This window comes from Enterococcus sp. DIV0574 (genome assembly GCF_051711125.1).
Taxonomy (GTDB): domain Bacteria; phylum Bacillota; class Bacilli; order Lactobacillales; family Enterococcaceae; genus Enterococcus_D; species Enterococcus_D gallinarum.
The window spans coordinates 2,134,299-2,158,665 of sequence record NZ_JBIOMA010000001.1; the positions used below are offsets into that span (position 1 = coordinate 2,134,299).

At 41.3% G+C, this 24,367-nt stretch carries 25 protein-coding genes; 13 read left to right on the plus strand and 12 right to left on the minus strand.

What is annotated here, in order from left to right; genetic code table 11:
- Window position 1: 1 nt before the first annotated feature.
- Both IGJ45_RS10330 and IGJ45_RS10335 read right to left on the minus strand, forming a co-directional pair.
- The gene (locus IGJ45_RS10330) at window positions 2-2,566 is read right to left on the minus strand and encodes an HAD-IC family P-type ATPase (RefSeq protein WP_081131640.1); all 2,565 of its coding nucleotides are present in this window, start codon (window positions 2,564-2,566) and stop codon (window positions 2-4) included.
- A gap of 123 nt (window positions 2,567-2,689) precedes the next feature.
- On the minus strand, window positions 2,690-3,850 hold the full coding sequence (locus tag IGJ45_RS10335) for a glycerate kinase family protein (protein ID WP_138372071.1): 1,161 nt from the start codon (window positions 3,848-3,850) through the stop codon (window positions 2,690-2,692).
- Window positions 3,851-4,034: 184 nt separating this feature from the next.
- Between IGJ45_RS10335 and IGJ45_RS10340 the strand changes: the two genes are divergently transcribed.
- From IGJ45_RS10340 to IGJ45_RS10355, 4 genes are read left to right on the plus strand one after another with little or no spacing between them, the layout of a single operon-like run.
- Window positions 4,035-5,228 (plus strand): helix-turn-helix domain-containing protein, encoded by a 1,194-nt coding sequence (locus IGJ45_RS10340; RefSeq protein ID WP_138372072.1) that lies wholly within the window; start codon window positions 4,035-4,037, stop codon window positions 5,226-5,228.
- Complete coding sequence (locus IGJ45_RS10345) at window positions 5,225-5,446, plus strand: PLD nuclease N-terminal domain-containing protein (protein WP_003126159.1); 222 nt, start codon at window positions 5,225-5,227, stop codon at window positions 5,444-5,446. Before IGJ45_RS10340 ends, IGJ45_RS10345 begins: the two co-directional genes overlap by 4 nt.
- A complete protein-coding gene (locus tag IGJ45_RS10350; RefSeq protein ID WP_081131643.1) occupies window positions 5,443-6,351 on the plus strand; it encodes an ABC transporter ATP-binding protein in 909 nt (302 codons plus the stop codon). Before IGJ45_RS10345 ends, IGJ45_RS10350 begins: the two co-directional genes overlap by 4 nt.
- Window positions 6,348-7,112: an ABC transporter permease subunit gene (locus IGJ45_RS10355; RefSeq protein ID WP_349703823.1), complete on the plus strand. Its 765-nt coding sequence runs from the start codon at window positions 6,348-6,350 to the stop codon at window positions 7,110-7,112. Before IGJ45_RS10350 ends, IGJ45_RS10355 begins: the two co-directional genes overlap by 4 nt.
- Window positions 7,113-7,275: 163 nt before the next feature.
- Here the strand turns inward: IGJ45_RS10355 and IGJ45_RS10360 are convergent, their stop codons facing one another.
- The 5 genes from IGJ45_RS10360 to IGJ45_RS10380 form a co-directional block, all read right to left on the minus strand.
- Window positions 7,276-7,917 (minus strand): YitT family protein, encoded by a 642-nt coding sequence (locus IGJ45_RS10360; protein ID WP_138372073.1) that lies wholly within the window; start codon window positions 7,915-7,917, stop codon window positions 7,276-7,278.
- A gap of 316 nt (window positions 7,918-8,233) precedes the next feature.
- Window positions 8,234-8,695, minus strand: coding sequence for an NAD(P)H-binding protein (locus IGJ45_RS10365; RefSeq protein ID WP_328291047.1), 462 nt, complete (start codon window positions 8,693-8,695; stop codon window positions 8,234-8,236).
- A 40-nt stretch (window positions 8,696-8,735) separates the two neighbouring features.
- Window positions 8,736-9,128 carry a MerR family transcriptional regulator gene (locus IGJ45_RS10370; RefSeq protein ID WP_003126151.1) on the minus strand — a complete coding sequence of 131 codons (393 nt, stop codon included), beginning with the start codon at window positions 9,126-9,128 and terminating at the stop codon, window positions 8,736-8,738.
- 42 nt (window positions 9,129-9,170) lie between these two features.
- Window positions 9,171-10,151, minus strand: a complete 981-nt coding sequence (locus IGJ45_RS10375; RefSeq protein WP_021149965.1) for an aldo/keto reductase — start codon at window positions 10,149-10,151, stop codon at window positions 9,171-9,173.
- Window positions 10,152-10,218: 67 nt separating this feature from the next.
- Complete coding sequence (locus tag IGJ45_RS10380) at window positions 10,219-11,121, minus strand: Rgg/GadR/MutR family transcriptional regulator (protein WP_103299642.1); 903 nt, start codon at window positions 11,119-11,121, stop codon at window positions 10,219-10,221.
- Window positions 11,122-11,222: 101 nt separating this feature from the next.
- Here IGJ45_RS10380 and IGJ45_RS10385 point away from each other — a divergent pair, with 101 nt between their 5' ends.
- Both IGJ45_RS10385 and IGJ45_RS10390 read left to right on the plus strand, forming a co-directional pair.
- Window positions 11,223-12,836 carry an ABC transporter ATP-binding protein gene (locus tag IGJ45_RS10385; RefSeq protein ID WP_138372075.1) on the plus strand — a complete coding sequence of 538 codons (1,614 nt, stop codon included), beginning with the start codon at window positions 11,223-11,225 and terminating at the stop codon, window positions 12,834-12,836.
- A 160-nt stretch (window positions 12,837-12,996) separates the two neighbouring features.
- Window positions 12,997-13,638 (plus strand): HD domain-containing protein, encoded by a 642-nt coding sequence (locus tag IGJ45_RS10390; RefSeq protein ID WP_138372076.1) that lies wholly within the window; start codon window positions 12,997-12,999, stop codon window positions 13,636-13,638.
- A gap of 22 nt (window positions 13,639-13,660) precedes the next feature.
- Here IGJ45_RS10390 and IGJ45_RS10395 read toward each other — a convergent pair whose 3' ends face one another.
- Window positions 13,661-14,107 (minus strand): DUF305 domain-containing protein, encoded by a 447-nt coding sequence (locus tag IGJ45_RS10395; RefSeq protein ID WP_003126146.1) that lies wholly within the window; start codon window positions 14,105-14,107, stop codon window positions 13,661-13,663.
- Between the two features lie 310 nt (window positions 14,108-14,417).
- Here IGJ45_RS10395 and IGJ45_RS10400 point away from each other — a divergent pair, with 310 nt between their 5' ends.
- The 7 genes from IGJ45_RS10400 to IGJ45_RS10430 all read left to right on the plus strand — a co-directional run bounded on the left by IGJ45_RS10400 (window position 14,418) and on the right by IGJ45_RS10430 (window position 20,197).
- Window positions 14,418-15,482: an ABC transporter permease gene (locus IGJ45_RS10400; RefSeq protein ID WP_103299638.1), complete on the plus strand. Its 1,065-nt coding sequence runs from the start codon at window positions 14,418-14,420 to the stop codon at window positions 15,480-15,482.
- Window positions 15,483-15,492: 10 nt separating this feature from the next.
- On the plus strand, window positions 15,493-16,182 hold the full coding sequence (locus IGJ45_RS10405) for an ABC transporter ATP-binding protein (protein WP_003126143.1): 690 nt from the start codon (window positions 15,493-15,495) through the stop codon (window positions 16,180-16,182).
- 34 nt (window positions 16,183-16,216) lie between these two features.
- Entirely contained in the window at window positions 16,217-17,704 is a 1,488-nt protein-coding gene (locus IGJ45_RS10410; protein ID WP_349703824.1) for a phytoene desaturase family protein, read from the plus strand.
- The gene (locus IGJ45_RS10415) at window positions 17,694-18,584 is read left to right on the plus strand and encodes a phytoene/squalene synthase family protein (RefSeq protein WP_438768676.1); all 891 of its coding nucleotides are present in this window, start codon (window positions 17,694-17,696) and stop codon (window positions 18,582-18,584) included. Before IGJ45_RS10410 ends, IGJ45_RS10415 begins: the two co-directional genes overlap by 11 nt.
- Window positions 18,574-19,122 carry a TetR/AcrR family transcriptional regulator gene (locus tag IGJ45_RS10420; RefSeq protein WP_005471088.1) on the plus strand — a complete coding sequence of 183 codons (549 nt, stop codon included), beginning with the start codon at window positions 18,574-18,576 and terminating at the stop codon, window positions 19,120-19,122. The genes IGJ45_RS10415 and IGJ45_RS10420 overlap by 11 nt, the downstream gene beginning before the upstream one ends.
- A 46-nt stretch (window positions 19,123-19,168) precedes the next feature.
- Window positions 19,169-19,417 (plus strand): hypothetical protein, encoded by a 249-nt coding sequence (locus tag IGJ45_RS10425; protein WP_005471087.1) that lies wholly within the window; start codon window positions 19,169-19,171, stop codon window positions 19,415-19,417.
- A 201-nt stretch (window positions 19,418-19,618) separates the two neighbouring features.
- The gene (locus tag IGJ45_RS10430) at window positions 19,619-20,197 is read left to right on the plus strand and encodes a TMEM175 family protein (RefSeq protein ID WP_081131650.1); all 579 of its coding nucleotides are present in this window, start codon (window positions 19,619-19,621) and stop codon (window positions 20,195-20,197) included.
- Window positions 20,198-20,391: 194 nt separating this feature from the next.
- Here the strand turns inward: IGJ45_RS10430 and IGJ45_RS10435 are convergent, their stop codons facing one another.
- The 4 genes from IGJ45_RS10435 to IGJ45_RS10450 are packed head-to-tail and all read right to left on the minus strand — an operon-like array spanning window position 20,392 to window position 24,367.
- Entirely contained in the window at window positions 20,392-21,405 is a 1,014-nt protein-coding gene (locus tag IGJ45_RS10435) for a sugar kinase (protein WP_138372080.1), read from the minus strand.
- Window positions 21,406-21,421: 16 nt separating this feature from the next.
- Window positions 21,422-22,162 (minus strand): 2-dehydro-3-deoxy-phosphogluconate aldolase, encoded by a 741-nt coding sequence (gene dagF, locus IGJ45_RS10440; RefSeq protein ID WP_138372081.1) that lies wholly within the window; start codon window positions 22,160-22,162, stop codon window positions 21,422-21,424.
- Entirely contained in the window at window positions 22,159-23,271 is a 1,113-nt protein-coding gene (locus tag IGJ45_RS10445; RefSeq protein WP_409531452.1) for a DgaE family pyridoxal phosphate-dependent ammonia lyase, read from the minus strand. The genes dagF and IGJ45_RS10445 overlap by 4 nt, the downstream gene beginning before the upstream one ends.
- Entirely contained in the window at window positions 23,252-24,367 is a 1,116-nt protein-coding gene (locus IGJ45_RS10450) for an amidohydrolase/deacetylase family metallohydrolase (RefSeq protein ID WP_279282163.1), read from the minus strand. The genes IGJ45_RS10445 and IGJ45_RS10450 overlap by 20 nt, the downstream gene beginning before the upstream one ends.

The following is a 24,367-nucleotide window of genomic DNA, read 5'->3' on the forward strand; positions in this document are numbered from 1 at the left end:
CTTAGCTTAGTTCATTGGTTGTTTTTGTATTTTGCCGATTGGCGCGCCGCTTCATTAGATGCTTTTCAACTTCAACCACCGCAAAGAGTAAGAAGCCATTTGCTGCGATACTAAGATGCTGTACAAGCGTCAATGTAGTTGTCCCAATCAGTTGCTGCGCAACTGGCAACACCAGAACCATTCCTTGCAAGATCACCAAGATTCCTAGAGAAATGAACAGTGCCCGATTTTGGAACATACTCTTGTTCAATGCTGGCTCTAAAAGCTCCCGACAATTCAACATGTATACTGCTTGTCCTAATACGATGTTCTGCAGGAGAATCGTTTGCTGGACTGCTTGCCCTTCAAATTGCATGGACAAAAAGTAAGCAGGAATCATGATCAGTAGAGAAACATAGACGATTCGGAACATGCTGTACATGGAAAGAATTCCTTCATTGACTGGACGTGGCGGCCGATCCATCACATCTTTACTCGCTTTTTCGAATCCTAGTGCATAAGACAATGTAATTGTTGTTACCATATTGACCCAGAGGATCTGAACTGGAGTCAAAGGTAATGGACGATTTAACAAGAGAGCAAAAATGACAATCAATCCTTGCGCTAATGCTGTTGGCAAAAAGAAGTTGATAGTTTTTTTCAGATTGTCAAAGATCCGTCGCCCTTCTTTGACTGCATTCGCGATTGTATGGAAGTTATCATCTGCCAAAACCATATCGGCTGCTTGCTTGCTTACTTCACTTCCTTTGATCCCCATAGCGATCCCGATATCTGCTTTTTTCAATGCGGGAGCATCATTGACACCGTCTCCGGTCATGCCTACGATCTCACCATTATTTTGTAGAGCGGTCACAATTCGTAGCTTGTGCTCTGGCGTCGTCCGAGCAAAAACATCCACGTGATTGACTTGCTGTGCCAACTCCTCATCGGTCATTTGGTCGATATCTAATCCTTCAAGAACTTTCTTCGTATGTTTCAACCCGACTTGCTCGCCGATGGCTTGCGCCGTTTCTTTGTGGTCTCCTGTGATCATTTTGACTCTGATCCCCGCTTGTAAGGACTCTCTCACTGCTTTGATTGCACTGTCTTTTGGCGGATCAATGATTCCTGCAAGACCTATGAAGACTAAATCAGTGACTTCTTCATGAGCAACTTGACTGGATGCTGGAACTGTCTTGTATGCGAACCCTAAGACCCGCTGTCCTTTCTGTGCTAGCTCAGAAGCCGCTTGCTGCCAATAGGATACTTGATCTTCTGATAGCTGACTTTTATTTAGCAAAACTTCTGGAGCGCCTTTTACATATAAGATTGATTGATCCTCTTGCAAAGGATGCAAAGTTGCCATGTACTTGTAAGTAGAGCTAAAAGGAATTTTTGCTGCAACTTGTTGCAAGGGTAATTCCTGAGTCTCCACAAACTGCAGCAGCGCCCGCTCAGTAGGATTACCTTGCAAATCTGCTGCCCGCTGAGAACTATCTTGTTTCAGATCTTGACAATTTGCCATGATATCGTACATGAGCGCTTGCTCTTTTTCGGTTACAGTGACAGTATCTACAACGGTCATTTCATTTTTTGTCAACGTTCCTGTTTTGTCCGAACAAATGACTGTCATTGCACCAAGCGTTTCCACCGACGGCATCGTCTTGATGATTGCTTGCTGATCTGCCATTTCTTTGACACCCATTGACAAAATCATGGTTAAAACAGCTGGTAATCCTTCCGGAACCATTGCTACGATTAACGCGATCACTGAGGAAAACAACACGTTTAGTTCTAGACCATACCGGAATGCGGTAAAGAAAATTAAGAAGAGAATCAGCGCGACAATACCGCGAAAAATCTGCTTGTTCAACTGATGCATTTTCTTTACCAACGGTGTCTCTTGTGATTTCACTGACTGCAAAGCTTGATTGATCTTACCGATTTCTGTCTCGTCGCCAGTTGCTACTACCACACCGATAGCTGACCCACTTTGAACAAGTGTACCAGAGAAGACCATGTTCTTTTGATCTCCAATAATACTGTTTTCTGTGATGACGTGTTCTGTTTTCTTGACTGGCTCAGATTCTCCAGTTAAGATCGACTCTTCTACGACCAATCCATGATTTTCGATCAATCGCATATCCGCTGGTACGACATCGCCCGCCTTCAATGAGACTAAATCTCCTTGAACGATCGACTCTGCGGCAACAGTTTGCTGCAGTCCTTCCACAATGACTACGGCTTCTTGGCCCATCATTTGTTTTAAGCCGTCCAAAGATTCTTCCGCTTTTCGTTCCTGCCAGTAACCCACAATGCCGTTGATGATAACAACTAGAAGAATGATGCCACTTTCTACATAATCACCTGTAACAGCCTTTAAAGCTGCAGCAACCATCAACACGATCATCAACAGATCCGTAAAATGTTTTGCGATTTTTTGCCAAGTTTTGATTTGAACTTTTTCTGCAATGCGATTTGCACCATCTGCTTCTAACCGTGCCTGACGTTCTTTATTTGAAAGTCCCTGACGATCGGACTGTAGCTGCTTCATCAATTGTTCTTTTGAAATTTGATACCACTTCATTGTCATTCCCCCTAATGTCTTTTTAGCTTTCGCTTGTCTATAAGTATAGGGGGGATTCTTAAAAATAAACGGTCGATTATTTCAGTCTAATATGAAAAAAATGCCCATTAAAAAAACGCTCTATTAGAAAGATCCATTTCCTCCACCATCACCATGATTCGCTCTTGTGATTTTTTCATGAAACATCGCGATAGCCTGTGCGGTTTCTGCCATATTTGCGAGCGTTACACTTTTTTTCATTGCTTCATCAAGGAGAAGTGGGCCTGGTTGAATACTGAAAATACCAGCAAAATACTGACCGATCTCTCCTAGATCAGGCTCCCTTTGCCCACACAATGCAACAACTGGAATAGCATGGGGCTGTGCGATTTTGGCCACACCTAATGGCACTTTTCCGGCTGCAGTTTGACGGTCAAAACGGCCTTCACCGGTGATGATCAACGTAGCATCACTGATTCTAGTCTCTAATTTCAACAGTTTCGCAATGGTCATAAATCCAGGACAGATCTGTCCCCCTAGTAAGACCATCGCACCGCCGATACCTCCAGCAGCACCCGTTCCAGCGATCCCATTTAAATCAATTTGGTATTCTTGCTGCACGAAATACGCTACTTTTTTTGCTTGCTGCTCCAATACCTGTACCGTTTGAGGTAAAGCACCTTTCTGAGGTCCGAAAGTAGTTGCAAATCCTTCAGCTCCAGTATAAGGATTAGTTACATCTGCTAAAACCAACAGTTCGATACCAGAAAGCAGTTTCTGCACTGCTGTTATCGAAAAATAATTTATGGTCAACAAAGGATTGCGCGCATCTTCCGCAGGTTGATACATTAGTTCCGCACCTAATGCTTCCAGTAAACCCAGTCCGCCATCTGTTGTTGCACTGCCACCTAACGTTACATAGATCTGTGTTACTTTTTCATTGATTGCATCTGCGATCAAAAGACCTAGCCCGTAGGAACTAGCCTGTCTGGTTGTTTGATCTGAAGGATCAAGTAATTGGATACCGATGATTGCTGCACATTCAATAATCGCTATTCGCTTTTGATTGATTGTTGTCAGTAAATACGAAACTACTCGTTCTTCTCCTAGGGGACCGACACTTGTTACGGATTTATACTGTCCTCCATAGGCAGCAAATAACGCAGCCATTGTTCCTTCTCCACCATCTGCGATGGGGATTGATTCTTTTTCCCATTTGACTGGAAACCCTTTAAGTGCTGCCTGATTTAATTCTTCCGAGGTAGCACTCCCTTTAAATGAGTCAATCATTGCTATCACTTTCATATCGAACCCTCACCTCGTTTTCTTTCATTAAACACTGAAATACGTCTTACAACAAGAAAAAAGAGTGTTGCTACTCTTTATCAACCCATGGTTAACTTTATCAATCAAAAGTTAACTTGTTCTCCATTGTGCTCCTCTCTTTCCTGTTCTACAATAAAGCTAGCCAATTCAATGGAGGTGCGTCATGGAATTACCAATTGGACAGGAAATAGCCAAGAGAAGAAAGGACAAACAAATCACTCAAACAGAGCTAGCTGATTTTATGAGTGTTTCTAAGGCCTCGGTTTCTAAATGGGAGACGGGCCAATCTTATCCAGATATTACCTTGTTGCCACTCTTGGCTGCTTTCTTTGATTGCAGCGTCGATGATCTTTTAGTGATCAATTCTCAGCTAACAACTCAAGAAATCAAGCGGATTTACCAGTTGTTGAAAGACTCGTTTGAAACTAAATCCGCTGATGACGTGTTACTTATGCTGAGAGGATTCATTCGCCGTTATTATTCCTGCTATCCATTTCTGCTGCAGATGGGACTTTTTTATCTGAATCATTGGGATCTGTTGCCTATTCCAGCTCAAGTTACTAGGACAGAACAAGTACCAAATAATGAGAAAACTGTTGAGGATCAACGAAAGTATTACTTACAAGAGGCGGTTAAATTATTTGAATTAGTCAAAACTAACGGTTCCGCTGACCTCCTGCAACAAGCTAGCTATTATGAAGCCTATTCAATGCTTATGCTTGGTCAGGCAGAGGACGTTTTAGGTGTATTAGGAAATAAGACACCCGTTTTCTTGCCAGTGGAATCTTTGATTGCAGCTGCGCACCAACAAATGGCAGATGGTTCAGCCGCAGAAACTGTTCTTCAAAGTGCCATTTATCAATATGTCACAGTTTTACTCAGTCTGTTGACTAACTACACGCTTTTGCTGACCAAAAAACCCCAAGCTATGGAAGCAACTTACCAACGAGGGCTGGCCTTTTGTGAAACATTTGACTTATCCAGACTACATCCAGTCATTATGCTCAATTTTTTGGCTGCCTGTTTGACCACTTTTGCTGTACAAGGCAATAGTGCCCGCTTGCTTTGCGCTTTGACTCGTTATGTCTCATTGCTGGAAAAAACAGAAGATCCTTATCTCCTTCATGGTGATGCGTACTTTGATCAGATCGAAAGTTGGATTGATGAGTTGGAACTTGGAAATCAGATGCCCCGTAGTTCTAATATGGTAAAAAAACAATTGACAGGGCTGATTCTTGAATCACCCCTATTGCAGCCCTTCAAAGATCAACAATCATTTACAGAATTATTCCAGCGCTTGCAAGCAGTAGCCGCCCATACTGCAGATGACACTCATGGAAAGGAGGAAACACGATGATGACCACGAGCATTCCAGAAAATATTGGTGACTATCTACCCATTCTGATCCCATTAGCACTTTTGCAATTCGGGTTGATACTTGTTGCTGTTTTAGATATCGTTAAACAGAAACACTTTAAATTCGGCAACCGCACGTTATGGATACTTGTTTCTTGTTTGATTAGTATTATCGGACCAATTTTGTATTTCACTTTTGGGAAAGGAGAAAAAGAATGAACGTCATTGAGATCAATCAATTATCTAAGTCTTTTGGCGAAAGAAAAATTCTAGATGCCATTTCTTTTGTCGTTCCCAAAGGGAGTGTTGTCGGCTTTGTCGGGGAAAATGGTGCTGGTAAAACAACAACGATGAAGCTGATTTTAGGCTTGCTAAAGTCAGATAGTGGGCAGATCACGGTCTGCGATGAGCCGGTTGTCTATGGAAATGCTCAAACAAACCGTAAGATAGGCTACTTACCGGATGTTCCCCAATTCTATTCTTTCATGACCGCAACAGAATACCTGCATTTTTGCGGAAAAATAAGCGGTCTTGGCAAACAGCTGACTAGCCGAATCGATGAGATTCTTCAGCTGGTCAACCTTGAAAAAAATACCAAAAAAATCAGCAGCTACTCACGGGGGATGAGGCAACGGCTGGGTCTTGCACAAGCTTTATTGTCAAAACCAGAAATATTGATTTGTGATGAGCCGACTTCTGCGCTGGACCCGCTGGGACGCAAAGCCTTTCTAGATCTTTTACTTGCCATCAAACAAGAAACGACAGTTCTTTTTTCTTCACATATTTTATCGGATGTTGAACAAATTTCGGATTACGTGGCGATTTTACATCAGGGAAAGATCAAACTCTTTGGTGAAATGGAAGAATTAAAGACACAATTTCGCCAAGAAGATTATCTTCTTCAATTTGCCAGCTCACAAGAAACAGAGCATTTCTGTCAGCTCGCGAAAGGTGCGGCGATTAATTGGACGAGGGAAAAACATCAACTGATTATTCCAGAAAATCAAACTTTTCAACAAGGCCAAAAAGTGCTGCAACTCATGGCTGAAAATGAATTGGTCCCCTTACTCTTCCAAAAAAATGAATCCTCGCTAGAAAAAATCTATTTGGAGGTAGTTAAATGACGCAGCTAACAGTTTTTTTAAGAAAAGAAGTATTAGGCGGCTGGCGGAATAAAAAGATCATCATTTGTGGTGTGATTTTTCTGATGGTGGGCATGCTCTCGCCTTTTCTGGCAAAAATAATGCCGGATATCTTTTCTTCCATGGTGACAGATGGGATCCAAATCACTGTTTCCACGCCGACATCTGTCGATTCGTGGATGCAATTTTATGACAATATCGGTTCATTGGGTCTCTTGGTTTTTGTGATACTCTTTGCGGATACGATTTGTGCGGAAATTGAGCAAGGAACTCTGATCAATCTAATCACAAAGGGATTGCCAAGACAAACGATTCTTTTAGCAAAAACACTTTATCTTTATTTCCTTTGGACACTTTTCTATGCTGCCGCTTTTCTCATTTGTCTTCTTTATACAAGAATTTATTTCAATGACTCTTTGACCCATCATCTTATCAGTGCGGGTTTTAGTTATTGGTTATTTGGGCTATTGTCAATCAGCTTACTGCTGTTAAGCTCCGCATTTGCTAAAAATGTTTACCAAGTCTTACTCTTTTTAGCTGCTTTTTATGGTATTGGCGTATTGGGTAGTCTCTTTGAATCTCTCCAAAAGATCAATCCTTATTCATTGTCCAGCCAGACAATTGCTTATATTCAAGGAAATTCAGAGCTGATGGACTTCTTACCAGCTGTTCTGATAGCTGTAGTCGGATCGTTTCTGTCATTAATCATTAGTCGTTCGATTTTTCAAAAAAGAAAGCTATAGACTAATTTGATTATTTCTGGGAAGTAGTAAATAACAGCCTCTCTGACAATTGATGTCAGAGAGGCTGTTATTTTGAATAAGTGATATTTTTTAGTCCCGACAGTAATCTCAATCTCTCTTCGCGAACGCGATTATCAACAAAGGGAATGGAAGAGAGGTTCCCTCATCCAGCCGTTCTTTTTTCTTTGACAGGAGCGGATGCAAGTGTGGACTCCTTTGCTTCCTTTCTTTTGACAAATTGACGCTGCCCTTTGAGCAAGATACTCATAAAGAAAGCAATGAGATAGATCGAGCAAGCAGAAATGATCGCTTCTCTCAGTCCAAAGACCAGAAAGTTCAAAACAATGATCGTTGTATTGGTCAAGAAGATCCCGACTGCTTTTTTTATGCCGAAATATTTTTCAAAAATCAACGGTGGGATCGTGACTCCCCCATTGGATGCACCGATACAGTAAAGGGAAAATATCCCTAAGCTAAAGAAGAAGCTTCCTAGAATCAAAGAGGCTGGGTAAAATTCCCAAACCATCCATTCAGGAATCCATGCTAACATGACAGGAAACAACAGGCTTCCGAAGACGGTATTGATAAAGACTTTCCGCTCTAAAAAAAGAAACGCTAGTCCTAACATAATCAAGTTGATTCCCCAGACAATCAGATGGCGATCAATGGCTAATCCTGTTTCTATAAGATACCCGATTGAGCCCACCCCGGCCGAGGCAATGCTGTGAGGTAAAAGAAAGAAGTTCAATGCAATACAGATCCATAACACCCCTAATGAAATCAAGCCTATTCGTTTGATAGTCATCCACCTGTTTCCTTTCTGTATTTCAATCTATCGATCTTCTTGATATTGCTGCCATTTTAACAAAAAAAGCAGCAGAAAGAAGAGTCAAATTTTTCATGTCGCTATGAAAAATTTGACTCTTCTGGTAATCGCTAAAACGACAACCTTTATTTAATTCAACGGATTTTTTTATAACAAATGATTCGAAATAAACAAAGTTCTCTTAGCCAAGAAGGTTGGCTGCTCACTGATTTGCGCAAGTAGATCTGCTACTTGTAATTCGACTGCTCTTAGCTGATTGTCCTTGCTCGTTTGCAGATCAGATTCAGGTGAACACTCATGCAAAAAAAGCAGGAAGATGCAAAATCGTATAGTCACACATCGCTTCTTCAATCATCCGAATAGATAATGTCATTTGACTGCTTCGAGCTTTCTTGTGCGTCGTTTTTGTTTCCGGGATTTGATCTGACAGGAAGCTTTCCTCTGGTTTCACCAGGCAAACGATTCGGGTTAAGTCAAGTAGTTTCATCGCTTCTATGATTCGCCAGGTGACTTGTGGCTCAGGCATCTCACAAAGGCAAACGATTTCACAACCAACCATTCCTCGCAAGATCCTGCCTAGATCTAGTAAATCACCTTGAAACATGCTTTCTCGTTGAGGATCAAGCAATGTCGTCTGATTCTTTTTTGGCACGTACAAAACAAGCGTCTCGTCTCTCGCTAATAATTGTTTTCTGATAACAGAAGAAGATCTTGGGTACCTAAAATCATTACTTTTGTCAAACGATTCCTTTCCTATTTTGGCTGTATCCTAAAAGGGATTGCGTGTAATTGCAAAATTAATTCGTAAACGTTTCTTTGCGTAACCGAGCTTCAGCAGGAATGATGTGGTCATCATAATGTTCCAATTTGTATTCCAATCGTTCTACCGCTTCTGTCATGGTTGCAATTCGTTCATGCAACGCTGCGATTTGCTCTGCTAGCAATTGTTTTCTTTGAGGAACTGTCTGACTCCCTTCACGAAATAACGCCAAATAGGTTGACAAAGCCTCAATCGAAAGTCCTGCTTTTCTCATCTTACTGGTAAACTCGATCCACTTGAGATCTTCTTCATCAAAGACTCGAACACCATGAGCATTGCGTTTGACTGGTGGTAGAAGGGCAATCTTTTCATAGTAGCGGATCGTATCTGCAGAAAGACCGCTAAGTTCACTTATTTTTTTGATATTCACATAGATTCCTCCTGCTATTCCTACGATATTTCTCTAGTAAAATCAATTGGCGCCTACAACCGCATGCGGAAGATAAGGTTCTTCTAAGTAAGCAACTTCTTCTGTGGATAGCTTCAACTCAATGGCTGGCAAAGCATCCAGTAAATGACTTTCTTTTGTCGCCCCAATGATTGGTGCCACGACTGATTCTTTTTGCAATAGCCATGCCAAGGCCACTTGTGCTCGTTTGACTTGACGTGTCTCAGCAATCTCTGCCACACGGCGAACGATCAATTGATCTTGTTCTTTAGTCTGATCATATTTTGATTGTGCTGTTTTATCTGTCGCAAAACGTTTCGTTTGTGCATCCCAATCACGAGTCAAACGACCGGCAGCTAATGGACTGTAGGGTGTGACCGCAATTTTTTGATCATCACAAAGGGGGAGCATTTCCCGCTCTTCTTCTCGATACAATAAATTCAAATGATTTTGCATGGAAACAAATTTGGTCCAGCCATGTTTATCCGCAACCGCCTGTGCTTTGGCAAATTGCCAAGCGTACATTGCTGAGGCACCGATATAGCGAACTTTCCCTGTTTTCACTAAATCGTGAAGTGCTTCCATCGTTTCTTCGATCGGTGTTGTATAATCCCAGCGATGAATAATGTAGAGGTCTACATAGTCCATTTGTAATCGTTCTAAACTTTGTTCAATTTCAAAAAAGATCGCTTTGCGTGAAAGCCCACCGCTATTGGGGGCTTTTTTCATTTTAGAATAGAGCTTGGTTGCGACGACGATTTCATCTCGTGGGGCAAAATCATTCAGCGCTTTTCCCAATATTTCTTCGCTGGCACCATAGGAATAGATATTCGCTGTGTCAAAAAAATTGATTCCTAGATCAAGGGCTTTTTTGATGACTTCTCGACTTTCCGTTTCTTCCAATACCCATTCATGAAAGCCGCTTTTCGGATCACCAAAGCCCATTGCCCCTAAACAAAGGGGGGAGACTTCTAATCCAGTATGTCCAAATTTTACATAATCCATTGTCGTTCCTCCTTAAGATTGATACTTCTAGCATACGCCTTCGAGTGAACTCCAAGTCAACCCCTTTTTAATAATTAAAAAAATTCAGATTGATCGTCAGCTCACGATAATTCGTATCTTGATAATTTTCCCGCCAATTCTTGGCCCGCTTCTCAAAATAGTGTTCGGTTTCCTTCTGATAAAAAATTCTCGCTAAAGAAATTGCTTGGTCAAAGCATCCATTGCCCTGTTCTGGTTGTTTTTCCAGATAAAAAAGAATTCCTTGGTTAAAAATATAGGTGATTCTGGGGCGCAATAAAATTGTGCGTTCGTCCAGACTCTGCCGATACAGTTTCTGGATCTTTCTGGCTGCTGGAAGATTGCGGTGAAACACATATTTAGAAAAAAAGTTCTCCAACAGATCATAATAAAGGGCATTGGTTTGCGGAACACTTTGGTACAGCTTGGCTTTTTTCAAAATGCTTTTCAGTAATAGATCCATCTGTTCTGTGTCCAATGCAAAGGTAAAAATACTGATCAAACGCAACTCCATCTCACCCCAATTATTGACTTGCTGGAGATAGCTGAGTACTTTTTGAGAATGAATGAATGGACGATTATTTCCTGCATTGAGTACATCTTCAATGAAACAGCCTAAAAACTGCGGCCAATCATACGGACTCTGACTTTCAGCAAAAAAACGTTGTGCCAACGAACGAGCCGCCTCTTCTTGATTCGTATTAAGATACTCCTGCATCTGCTCGATAGACTTTTCAAAACGGTCTTTAAAAGTCTGTTTCCCAACAAATTGAAATTCCTCGATCGTCACATTGATATTTTGCAAGCATGTAAAAAACTGATCGACCGTCAACATTGATTTTCCATTTTCAAAACGTGAAAGTTGTGCACTTGATATCCCTTGCTGACATGCTTCCTTCAAAGTAATCCCTTTTTCTAAACGCAGTTTCTTAAATGTCGCTCCATAGTCCATTCACAGCACCTCTTTACATATATGTAATTATTCCTTCGCTTTTACTTTACCCTTTTACAATAAAGATATCAAGAAAGGTAATAAGAAAGGAGCAAAAAATAATGAAAAAGGTGTTATTGGTACATTGGAAAAATCAGGGGGTCGTCCTGCTTTTAATGGCAGGAGTCGCACTTTCACAAACGATAGCCAGCTTGCAAAATGTGCAGGTTCTAAACAGTCTCATCCAATTCGATCAAAAAGGATTTATCCAAGGTGTTGTAGGGATGGTCTTAGCCTATAGTTGTTTTCTGATGTTTATTTATCTGCAAATCCGTTATACAGCCTATACATCTCAGAAGATGTCCCTTTATTTGCGAGATCAATTATTGACTCGGCTACGATACAGTGATTATCAGACATTCCACAAAGTTACCGTAGGCAACTATGCATCAAAATTGAGTAACGATATAACCATGATCGAAACAGATGGCTTCGCCAATATCTATCAGGTCATGCAAGGTGTATTGTCTTCACTATTTGCCGTTATCGCATTAGCCCAATTTCATTGGTCATTGATCGTGCTCACCTTAGGTCAGTCCTGTTTGTTGCTTTTGTTGCCGAAAATCTTCCAAAAAAAGATGAAACAATCTGCTGTCGCTACTGCTCAGGCAAATGAAGCTTTTTTGAGTAAAACCAACGAACTGTTAGCTGGATTTGATACTTTCCTAAATTTCCAGCGTCTTGATTTTCTTAAAAATAAACTCTTGGGTTCCGCACAAAGAATCCAGTCCGCAAAGCTAAAACAAGCACAAGTGATGGCTGCTGTCTCTGTAACTGGCGGAATTGGCAATGTGACTGGTCAATTGAGTGTCTTAGGTTTTACTGGCTACTTGGCATTTCTGCAAATCGTTCCCATCGGAGCGATTACAGCAACAGGAAATCTTGCTTCGACAATCTTTAATACATTAGGAAATATCAGTTCCTATCTGTCAAAAATACAAGGCACATTCCCTTTATTCGATGCATTTGCTTATGAGAAGCCAGCGCATGAGATTTCGCTACCCAGCAAAAAAACAAACGATGCAAAAGATCTTGTGTTGGCACAAGCTTCTTATTGTTATCAAACGACCGATGGAAAGCCGCAACGAATGTTGTTCAATCTCTCAACCACTTTTAAAGCTGGACAAAAGTATGCCATCGTGGGGGAAAGCGGCTCAGGTAAGTCAACATTATTCAGTTTGTTGACTGGACGGCGCAAAGACTATAGCGGATCGATCCGCTTGGGAGAAACGGAAATAAAAGAATTCCCTTTAGAAGAATTGCAAGACAATGTGACAGTTATTGATCAACGTCCCTTTGTCTATCAAGCATCGATTCGCGAGAATCTGACATTAGGACAATTTTTTTCCGATGAAGAAATCGAGCAAGCGCTAAAAAAAGCGGAACTCTTTGCAGTTATTGAACAACTACCTGAGCAGTTAGACACAGTTCTTACCGAAACAGGCGGTAATCTTTCAGGGGGACAATTGCAGCGTCTTGCACTAGCTAGAGGCTTCCTATGGAAAAAACCTATTTTGTTAGTTGATGAAGGAACCTCTAATCTTGATCAAGAAAATGCTAAAAAGATCGAGAAATTACTGTTGCAACAACCGCAAACCGTCCTGTTTATTACCCACCACCTTCGAGACGAAATCGTCCAAAAGTTAGACGGTGTTCTCTCACTTACCCCCTCCTAGCAAATTGATCGCGATGACTCTTTTATCAATAGGTCGTATTTGCTAAACTGAAAGTAGCTGATTCAACAAAAATCAATGCTTTGATTCTTAATAAAGCATTGACTTTTGTTGTGATGACTTTTTGTCTGCTAAACAAGAAATGAGCCAATGGAGGTTTTTGATGGTCAACCCACAGCTAATGCATTATTTAGAAACAACAATCATTCCACAATACAAGCAATTAGACACAAGTCACTCCCCTGAGCACGTCTATCAAGTGCTCGAAAACAGTATAGAAATCGCTGCCCCATTATCGGTTGACTTAGACATTGTCTCTACTGTTGCTGTCTTTCATGATCTTGGTCTATTAAAAGGACGAAAAAATCATGAACGCGCTTCAAGATCTATGGTAGAATCAGATGCTTTTTTGGCGGATTACTTTACCAAAGAACAGCGTAAAATAATCGGAGAAGCCGTCGAAGATCATCGTGCTTCCCTCTCCTATGAGCCACGATCCATCTATGGCAAAATCATTTCAGAAGCTGATCGTGATCTTGATTTTTATCGGATTCTCGAACGCACGATTTACTTTGCCATCGAAAGAAAGAGCCTTTCTGATCCTGATAATCTTTGCCAAGAGGCATTTGAATACATTCAGCAAAAATACGGTCCCCACCATCACTTGACCTTTTGGCTCGGCTATTCAAAAAATATCGCAGGCTTAGCAAAGATCCATGAAATGCTCACAGATCCGATCAAATTTAACAGCGCTTTTTCTGATTGCTATGAACAACGAATGAAAAAAGCCGACTTCTTGAGCTAAGACGTCAAGATCCGGCTTTGTTTCATTTTTCTAGTCGTTCGATCATTTCTTTCATCTTTTCAATTTCTTCTTTTTGAGTTTGGATAATATCATCCGCTAGTTCTTTGACCTCAGGATCTTTGATGGCAGCATTGGTACTGGTTAAAATGGCAATCGAATGATGAGGAATCATTGCTTTCATCCATTTCACATCATCAACAGCCGTTTGGGAGCGCACCATGAAAAGTGAACCACAGAATACGAGTACACTGACAGCTAAAATCGCTAGATTCCATTTCTTATTTTCGTACATTTTCCACATAAATAAGAGCATGATCATCGCCATCACGGCCCCCATCATCAACGCCATAAATAATCGAGTCTGACTATAAAAGATATGATCCCATTGAAAAACATTCAAGTACATCATCCCAAACATCACGACCGTCGATACTAAAATCATCACACCAAAACGCACATACTGTTTCATTTCTATCTCCTCTTTCCATAAAAATATCCACTATTAGTCTATCAGGATTGATTGTTCCTACTCAAACGAAACGCTTAATTGTGATTAGGAGACGAAGCATTGTTCACTCTTGCAAGTTTTTTCCTGATTCCTCTATGGATTGCCAGGTATCAGGATTTTTGTTCTATCGCTTTTCCTAGGCTTTTTTTCAGCTTTTCTGTCAGATCTTTGCAGGAAGGAAGAATCCATGCCAAAGCAATAAATTTTGCAGCTGAATAAGAATGTGGTAACTTGATTTTATCACCTGATAAAATTTCTAGGAGGAAGTTGTATGTTTTTAGCAATAAATGAAATCCGCCATTCTAAATTGCGGTATGCACTGGTTACCGGTGTCATGTTTTTGATCGCTTACTTAGTTTTTTTCTTGACGGGGCTAGCCTATGGTCTTGCCCAAGAAAACCGAACTGCTGTCGATAAATGGTCGGCATCAGAGATTTTATTAGCCGAGGAAGCGAATAACAATTTGAATATGTCCATGATCCCTCGTAATCTCTATGATGAAGTCAAAGCAGATGAGAAAGCTGTATTGGCTCAAACTGCGGGTGTGATCACCAAGGATTCCGGTGGTGAAAAAGTTGATGTCAGCTTTTTTGGGATCGAACCAGATCAATTCTTGGCTCCTAAACTCACGGAAGGCGAACTTTTCGCGAACGACGATGAGGCAGTTGCTGACAGCAGTTTGAAAGAGGAATACGACATTAAGATCGGCGATACCGTCAAATTAGCCGGCAATGAAAAGAAACTGAAGATCGTCGGCTTTACAGAAAATGCTCGCTTCAATGTCGCACCTGTTCTCTACACGACGATTGGTGCCTATCAAGAAATTCGCTTTGAAACAAAAGATACCAGCGATAAAGCCCGCATCAATGCCATCGTTACGCGAGGAACAGTTGAAGAAGTACCGGATGAATTAACAGCAACCAAAATTAGTGATTTCATCAATGAATTGCCTGGTTATAGTGCTCAAGTGCTAACCTTTGGGTTTATGATCGGCTTCTTGATCGTCATTGCTGCCATCGTTATCGGGATCTTTATTTATGTCTTGACTATGCAGAAATCTGATATTTTTGGTGTCATGAAGGCACAAGGAATTTCTAGTCGTTACATCGCATTTTCTGTCATCGCACAAACTTTCCTTTTAGCAACGGTGGGCGTATTGGTAGGATTAGCGGCGACGATCGGAACGGCGTTGGTCTTGCCACAAGCTGTGCCCTTTCAAGTAAACAGCCTCTTTTTTGCAGGTATTAGTGTGTTGATGATTTTGATTGCGATTGTCGGTGCTTTCTTCTCAGTAAGAACGATTGTTAAGATTGACCCATTGAAAGCTATTGGATAGGAGGATAAAAATGAGTGCCATTGAATTTAAAGATGTGAAGAAAACCTTCAAAGATGGAGATACGATGATTGAGGCTTTGAAAGAGACAAACTTTTCCGTTGAAAAAGGAGAATTTGTCGCCATCATTGGACCCTCTGGTTCAGGTAAAAGTACTTTTTTAACTATTGCGGGAGGATTACAAGCACCTACAGCTGGTGAAGTTTTGATCAACGATCAGCCTTTTAGTGACCAGAAAGAAAAAAATCGGGCCAAATTACGATTCAAAGAGATCGGTTTTATTCTTCAAGCTTCCAATCTTGTCCCATTCTTGACCGTTAAAAAGCAACTGAAACTAGTCGACAAAGTCAGCAAAGAGAATAAAACCCAATCTGCCCAAGATTTATTTACCCAATTAGGAATCGATAAATTGCAAAACAAATACCCTGAAGATCTCTCCGGTGGGGAACGTCAACGGGTGGCGATCGCTAGAGCTTTGTATCATGACCCAACAATTATTTTGGCGGATGAACCAACAGCCAGTCTGGATTCCGAAAAAGCCTATGAAGTAGTCAAAATTCTTGCGCAAGAAACAAAGGAAAAAAATAAAGCGACGATTATGGTGACCCATGATACCCGACTAACTGATTATTGTGATCGGGTGCTTGTAATGGAAGACGGTGTCTTAAAGGAAAAAGAACACACAAAAACACAACACGATTAATCTGAAGCCAAGAAATATTTGATAAGGAGTTCTCATGAAAAAAATTATCGTTGTCGGCGGCGGTGTCGCAGGACTATCCGCCGCTGTCAGATTGCAACAAGCAGGTTATGCGGTCACACTATACGAAAAAGAAAGCCAGCCCGGTGGCAAAATGAACCAAATCAAGCAAGCTGGTTTTACATTTGATGTCGGCCCGACCATTGTTATGATGCCGGAGATTTATCGCGAGATTTTTGAACTATGCGGTGTCGATCCAGATGACTATATCCCGATGGAAAAGGTTGATCCTATGCTGCAGCTCTACTTTGCTGATGAAGCACCTCTCACCTTTTCCAATGATCTGATTGAACTCACTAAAACATTAGAAGGGATTTCTGAAGAAGATGCCCAAGGTTATTTCGCCTTTCTGGCAGATATTTATAAACGCTACGTGATTGCAAAAGAAGCTTTCATCACTAAATCGTTTCGAGGATTCTGGGATTTTTATAATCCTCAATCCCTTTGGGCAGGAATGAAATTGAAAACATTCAACGATGCCTACACTTCGATCTCAAAGTTTGTTAAAGATGACCGCTTGCGCAAGTCGCTAGCCTTTCAAACATTGTATATCGGGGTTTCTCCCTATCAAGGGCCCTCTCTTTATACGATCATCCCTATGATCGAGTTGTTCTATGGCGTCTATTTCATCAAAGGCGGTATGTATACATTAGCGACTTCGCTGGCTCGCTTATTTGAAGAATTAGGCGGCGTGATTCATTATGACTCACCGATCGAAGAACTGATCATTGAAAACAAGCGAGCAACAGGGATTCGTCTAAATGGGCACATCCATTCAGCAGATGCGATTGTCTGTGCGGCTGATTTTCCTTATGCGATGCAAGAATTGATTCCTAATGAAAAAAATCGGGGCAAATACACCAATAAAAAAATCAGCCGAATGGCCTATTCTTGTTCATGTTTTCTCTTGTACCTAGGGCTGGATAAAAAATATGAAGCCAATGGCTTGCATAGCATCTACTTTGCCGAAGACTTCAAAAAAAATGTCGATGACCTTTTTGAGACTGGTGTTTTGCCAGAAGATCCTTCCTTTTATCTCTATCGTCCCACATTGAAAGATGCCTCACTAGCACCCGAGGGTCACGAAGGCTTGTATGTGTTGGTGCCAGTTCCCGAGCTGTCCAAGTTTAATGATTGGCAACCTAATACAATCACGAATTACCGCAACAAAATTATCCACACGCTAAAAGAAAAAACGATTTTCAACGATATCGATGAGCATATCGTTTTTGAAACCTACTATACACCACAAGATTTCAAAGACCACTACAACGCTTATAACGGGGCGACTTTCGGATTGAAACCGACATTATCTCAAAGCAATTACTATCGTCCTCATAATAAGTTTGCTTACGCAGAAGGTTTGTATTTTTGTGGCAGCAGCACTCACCCAGGAGCCGGTGTCCCAATCGTGATGCAAAGTGCAAAGCTTGCCGTAGAGGAGTTACTAAAAGATGATCAATAAGGAAAGCACGCTTTTTGAACGATATAAGGAAGACTTTGCTTATTGCGAGCAAATCATCAAAAAACATTCGAAAAGTTTCTACAGTGCTTTTTCGCAATTACCCTCAGAAAAAGCACGTTCCGTATTTGCCGTCTATGCCTTTTGTCGGCAAGCAGACGATGCCTTCGATCGTTATCAAGACATCGTTAAATTAAATGAACTAGAACACGGGTTACGACAAATGGCTTGCGGAAAGGTCCTGGATGCCCCTTTATGGCGGGCTCTTTCTGTTGTCTTTGCGAAATATGATTTACAGTTCCAGCCATTTTATGATATGCTCGCAGGACAGAGGATGGATCTAAATTTTCAGCCACCTGAAACGGAGGCTGATTTGAGTAGCTACAGCTACTTTGTTGCTGGAAGTGTCGGGTTGATGTTGCTGCCGATTTTATCTAGTCAGGCAGGCAAGATCCAAGAACCGGCCAAGAAGCTAGGGGAAGCTATGCAGCGAACGAATATTCTCCGGGATATTGGGGAAGATCTTGCGATGAATCGAATTTATTTACCAAAAGAAACGATGCAGCGGTTTGAGATTACCATTCAACACCTCAGACAAAAAAAGGTCACTGAATCCTTTATCCAGCTTTGGGAGTTTGAAGCTCTGCTAGCAGAAAAACTGTACGATGAAGCCTTGTCCATGATGCCTCAGATCGATGAAGACTGCCAGGAAGCGCTTATGGCTGCTTTATTGATCTATCGCGAACTATTGACGGTCATTCGTGAGAAAAATTACCAGGTTTTTCTCAAAAAAAATGCTGTCTCTATCCAAAGAAAAGCTTTTTTATTACGTTCTGTAAAACAGCAGATAAAAACCAACCGGAGTGAAAATAATGCAAGATGAGATTTTAGACGTGGCTGAACAGTTGTTCATGCAACAAGGGTATAAAGGAACTTCAACAAGACAAATCGCGGAGTTGTTAGGCATTACTCAGCCTAATTTGTATTATCATTTCAAAAGAAAAGAAGATATTTATTACGGTGTTCTTGCGCGGTTAGCGATAGATGTATCTGAAAACTTATATCAGATCGTTAATGATCCCAATGACTCCTTAGCAGAGAAACTGCAACGGATGGCTCGATTTCTGCAAAAACGTCACCCTTTCAATTTCTACTTAATGATGGATGATATCAAACATACCGTCTCTGAAGAAACCGCCAGAAAACTCTACTTGATTTGGAAAGAAAACTATCAGCAACCATTTATTCGCCTTTTTCAAACAAGTGAACTACGATTACGAAACGAACTTTCCTATCAGTTTATTGTCAGCCAAATGTTTATTCTCATTGCTTCATACTTAGATTCAGCAGAGAAAGAAACTGAACTCTATCAGGCCATTGATTTATTTTTATATGGTGTTTTAGATAAAGAGTCTAACTAGACAAACGCATCCACTCATTCTTGATTACTAAATAAGGAGGAAGAATATGCCAGAATATACTGACTTGACTGCGTCTGCTGCTATCGTCAACGCCTTTATCACAAAATACAATCAGCTCAAATCAATTTATCCAGAAGCGGTGATTGAACTTTGTGACGACCAAGGGCATCAAATCACTGAGGTCAAAAAAATCAACAGCGAATTGATCGAATTGATCATCGACGATAGCCAAGGACCAAAATTTCGTTACATCCACCCTTCTCAATTTGATTTGACATTCACTGTCAAACAATAATCCATTAGGACGATGAAATAAGATACTGCTAATGCTTCTCGCAATGAGAAGTTTCAGACACAAAGGCATACTCACCGTTGCCTTTTGAGTTAGCTTTGATCTTATATCACTGTCCTTTTTTTATTGCAATTCTCTTTGATAGACGAATCGTATCTATTGACGTAAACTAACACTGATTTACTATTCTGAAAGGAGCATGTTATGTCAAAGAACCGAATCGAGGCCTTTACAGATGCAGTGATTGCTATCGTGATGACTTTGCTGGTCTTAGAACTTCACCAACCAAAAAACGATACCTTTCAAGCGTTTCTAGGCATCGAACATCAGTTTATCATTTATTTGATCAGTTTTGTGATGCTGGCCATTTATTGGAACAATCATCATCATCTCTTTCAAGTTGCAGAACATATTGATGGATGGACATTATGGGCCAATCATTTGCTGATACTCTCGTTGTCGCTTTTTCCTTTTGTTACTTCGTGGGTCAGTCAATACCCGCTGTCCCTCGCTCCTCAAATGCTCTATGGTGCTGTGATTTTCTTGACTGATTTTAGCTATTATTTGTTAGGACGAGCATTAAGCCGGGAAAGCCAAAATAATCCAACCATTAGGAAACTATTTCAACGCTATCAGAAATTAACCTTTACTCTTTTTGTCAACATTGTGGCATTGCTCCTTGGCTGGTTGATTCATCCGCTTTTTGTGATCAGTCTCGATAGTCTCGTTCTACTTCTTTGGGTGATTCCCGAAAAGAAAGCCGAACGCTACCTGAATCAATAATCAATGAAAACGGCTGCTTGATATCCCCCTCGACAATCCATTCACTTGTTGTTCGTCTTCTTACCTGTCGAATAAAACAAAAATCATCCAACAAAGAGCCCTTTTGACGGCAGTCACTGATTCGCCATCAAACGCTCTTTGTTGGATGATTTATTATTGTTTACGCGTGCTTTGTATATCCTAGCGAATAATACTCAACGAAATAAATCTACCCCAGGATTCTTTAGCACTTGCTCTACTTGTTCCCGTGTAATCAAGGGAACATCTCCTAACATCGTATGGGCCAATACAGCATTGGTGATAGCAAAATCCGCGGTTTTTTTTAGTGGCCATTTCTCGGCATATCCTAAAAGAATACCTGCTGCATATGCATCCCCTGCACCGATTCGATCTAGCACTTGTAACAATTGAGGTGCAGTTTCAACAGTTTCTTCTTTAGTGTAGATCATCCCGCTGATAAACTGTTTGTCTTCACTGGCTATCCGTCTGGTTCCTGTAAACCATTCAATCCCGTACTGCGCCATAAAGGCCTGAACGATTTGCTGTTCCTCTAGTCCATCAATAGGCAGCTGCTCACCAAATCCCAAAAGACCGTGCAAATCTCGTACAGACCCAAATACCAAATCACAATAAGGCAGAATCGCTTCGTAACGTTTTTTTAAGATTTCTCGCTGTCCTTCTTCCAAATTCAGACTGGGACGAAAATTAAAATCGAAGCAAACTTTGATGTTCTTCAAAGTAGCTTGTTTTGCCAATGTTATCGCGGTTTGCCACGTTTCTTCGGTCAAGCTCAACGAAATACCACAAATATGCAAAAGATCGATCGTTTCTAAATATTCAGTGATGGGATAAGTTGCAGGTCCGGAAACCCCAAATGAACTACCGCGGCGGTTCTGATACGTCACATAGGTGGGGCGAGCGCCAAAACCAACTTCAGCAAAATAACTGCCGATATGATTGTGTGCCTGACCAATAAATTCTGTCTTGATACCATAAGTTTGCAAATTCGCTTTGGCCGCATCACCCAAACGGTTTTTTGGTACTTTCGTCAATAAGGATGCTGAAAGATTGAAGTGCGCCAGATTTCCTAAAATATTTACGCCCGTTCCTGTAAAATCCATCCGCAGCGAATGGGTTTGTTCTAATGTCCGATATTCAGGTGGTGTCAAGCGCAGCATGACTTCACCGTATGCACCGATTCGCATCACAATTCCTCCTTCACTCTTACTTCAATGAATCTTTCATCATCTTCAGTAATCGTCTCACATCTTCCGGACGGGTATCGCCCGTCTCTGGATCAATGATCGAGCTATACACGTGAGGAATGATTTTCTTGACTCCTGCATCCACAGCAATCTGCAAGATTTCTGCAAAGTTATCCAAATCAATCCCACCGGTCGGTTCAAGATAAAAGTCATGAGCTGCACAAGCTTTTGCCACCACTTGATATTCTTCTTTGTGCGCCAATCCTTTCATAGGGAAATATTTGATTGAACTAGCGCCCATATCCTTGAGTAATGCAATCGCCGTTTCAAGAGGAACCTCAGTGGGTTCTTCCTGTGAACTTAACGGGCCAGTGGCAATATTGACAAAGCCGACTTTGCCTGTCGGAGAAACTAATGCATTAACAATAGTTTCTTCTTGTCCTAACAACGCCCGAGATGTTGCAGCTCCCGTGAATACTTGATTGACATGTTGCGGCTGCAACACAGCAGAAATTCGAGAGACCATCTCGCTCTGATTCGGATCACCGGCACCGAGACCAACTGATAATGCATTTTCTATTTCTGCTTGGTATTTTTTCATGTCTTCAATCGCTGCTTCATCCGTGGAATAATTTTTGGAAAGAACGCCTAATAAGATTTTCCCTTCGGCTGCTTCAAAACATTCTTTGGCGTTTTCCACTGAGTTAGCTAAAACGTTTAAACAAATTCGATCTTCTAAATAAGTCGGGGATTTTTTCATTCTTTTGGTTCCTCCGGATTCATGATTTCTTTTAATCGATTGACAATCACATGCATTTCAGTTTCTGTGACTGCCCGAATATCAAATTCAATAATGCCGTGATTTGCTTGATATTCTCTCGTATAGATGGCTGGTTCTTCTACCTTTAATTTCTGGATCACTTCCATCGCCGATGGCCCATTTTGGACCCGAACCCGGGCGCGATAAATGTCTCTCCCTGCACCATCTTGGACGATATCTGCAGACAAGCCAGTAATTTGATTGAGTGCTGCGACGAAGGGTTCCAAACGATGCTTCATGGAAGCGCCAGACTCACTTCCTTCAGCCAGATACTCTTCTACTGCTTGCGTAAGCCCCATCATATTTTCTTTACCGATCTTCATGGAACGCCCGATGCCTTTGGATTGCAGTCTCACCCATTCTATTAGTTCTTTACGACCGATCACTAAACCAGCACTTGGCCCAGACAAAGCCTTAGCTCCGGAGTAGATCACTAAATCGGCACCCTCCTGGATGTACCTGAAAAGATCCTCTTCCGCTGCCGCATCCACGATCAAAGGGATGCCCGACTGTTTTGCGACTTGAGCTGTTTCCTTTACTGAAAGCATACTTTTTTGTACTGTATGATGACTTTTGATATAGAGAATCGCAGCTGTCTGGGGACTGATCATCTGAGCAATATGGTCAACAGAGCACATATTGGCATAGCCTGCCTCAACAACTTGGCCTCCACCTTGTTGAACCATCACTTCAACAGGTGTGCCATAATCCACATTGTGTCCCTTCGGCAAGATGATCTCTCGACGCTGAATCTTTTCTGAATAAGGATGGTAAAGATGGAATGATGAGCCTTGTCCAATGACTGCTGCCACAGATTGAGCAATTCCAGCAGAAGCTGAAGAGACGATTTGAGCATCTTCAACTTGAAGTAGTTTGGCCAAATAGGCCCCTGTTTTGACTGCTAACTCGCTCATCTCAAAAAAGTGTTCCCCACCAAAGCGTTGGGCTGTTAAGACACCTTCGCTCACTTTAGAAACACCGAGAATCGTCATTTTACCAGAAGCATTGATGACTTGCTTCAAGCCAAGTTTAGTCATATTCAATGTCATATACTTGTCCTCCAATTATAGTCTTTAACGGAATGATCTGTCGATCAATACTTCGCTTGTTCCCATTTGAATCAATCAGTACTTTGGCTGCTTCTTTGAATTCAAAGATCGTGAAATCAGCATCCATTTCTTCTTCGATCGCACCTTTTCCTTTTAGTTGAAACTGACGAGCTGGTGCCAATGTTACTTTCTCGATGATTTCTTGCCAACTATAACCGACAACGGCTAATTTCTCCATAGTAGTAGCCAAATCATATACCGGACCCTTCATACGGTTACGTATATAAATATCGGTGCTGATAGAAGCAGCTTTCAAATTGGCGGCATAGGCTTTTTCTGCCACCGAAAAATTGAAACTATCTGTACCATGACCAATATCAAAAGCAACACCTTTGCCATAAGCATCAAAAACAAACGATTTGATGGTATTTGACTGACGATCTAAAATACCATTTTCCTTGCCATTGAAACAGTGGGTCAGAACGTCACCTTTCTCTAAACAAGACAAAATGTCAGCCAAATCTGGTGGTGCTGAACCAATATGAACCATCAATGGTAGGCCTGGGTGTTCTTTTTGGATATTTTTGGCTAATTTCAATGGAGTGATGCCATTTTCGCCAATCACTGTCCTGCTCATTCTCGCTTTTAACCCCACGATGAAGTCAGGAAATTCATTTAGGGCCTTTGTGATCAGATCCCCCTTGATCTTAGAAAGATCGGCTAATTCATCTTGTTCGACGATGCCCCATTTTGAAATATTGACAAGCGCAAAGACATTCGTTTTGGCTGCTTGTGCGAATTCGTAGAAACGATGAATATTTTCGGCGCCAGTAGTCCCCGCATCGATTACTGTCGTTACACCTTTTGCCACACCGATCTGATCGGGATAATCATAGTACAAGCTCATTTCTTCAAAACAATGGACATGATCATCAATCCAGCCTGCCGAAAGATACTGATTCGGAAGAAGTGTCCACTCCTTTTGTGCGGATTCTTCGATCGTTTTTGCGATCTGGCAAATTTTCCCTTGCTGGATCCCGATATCGAAAATCTCTTCATTGAGTGTACGTGCCTGGCGGATAATCATATCCAACAT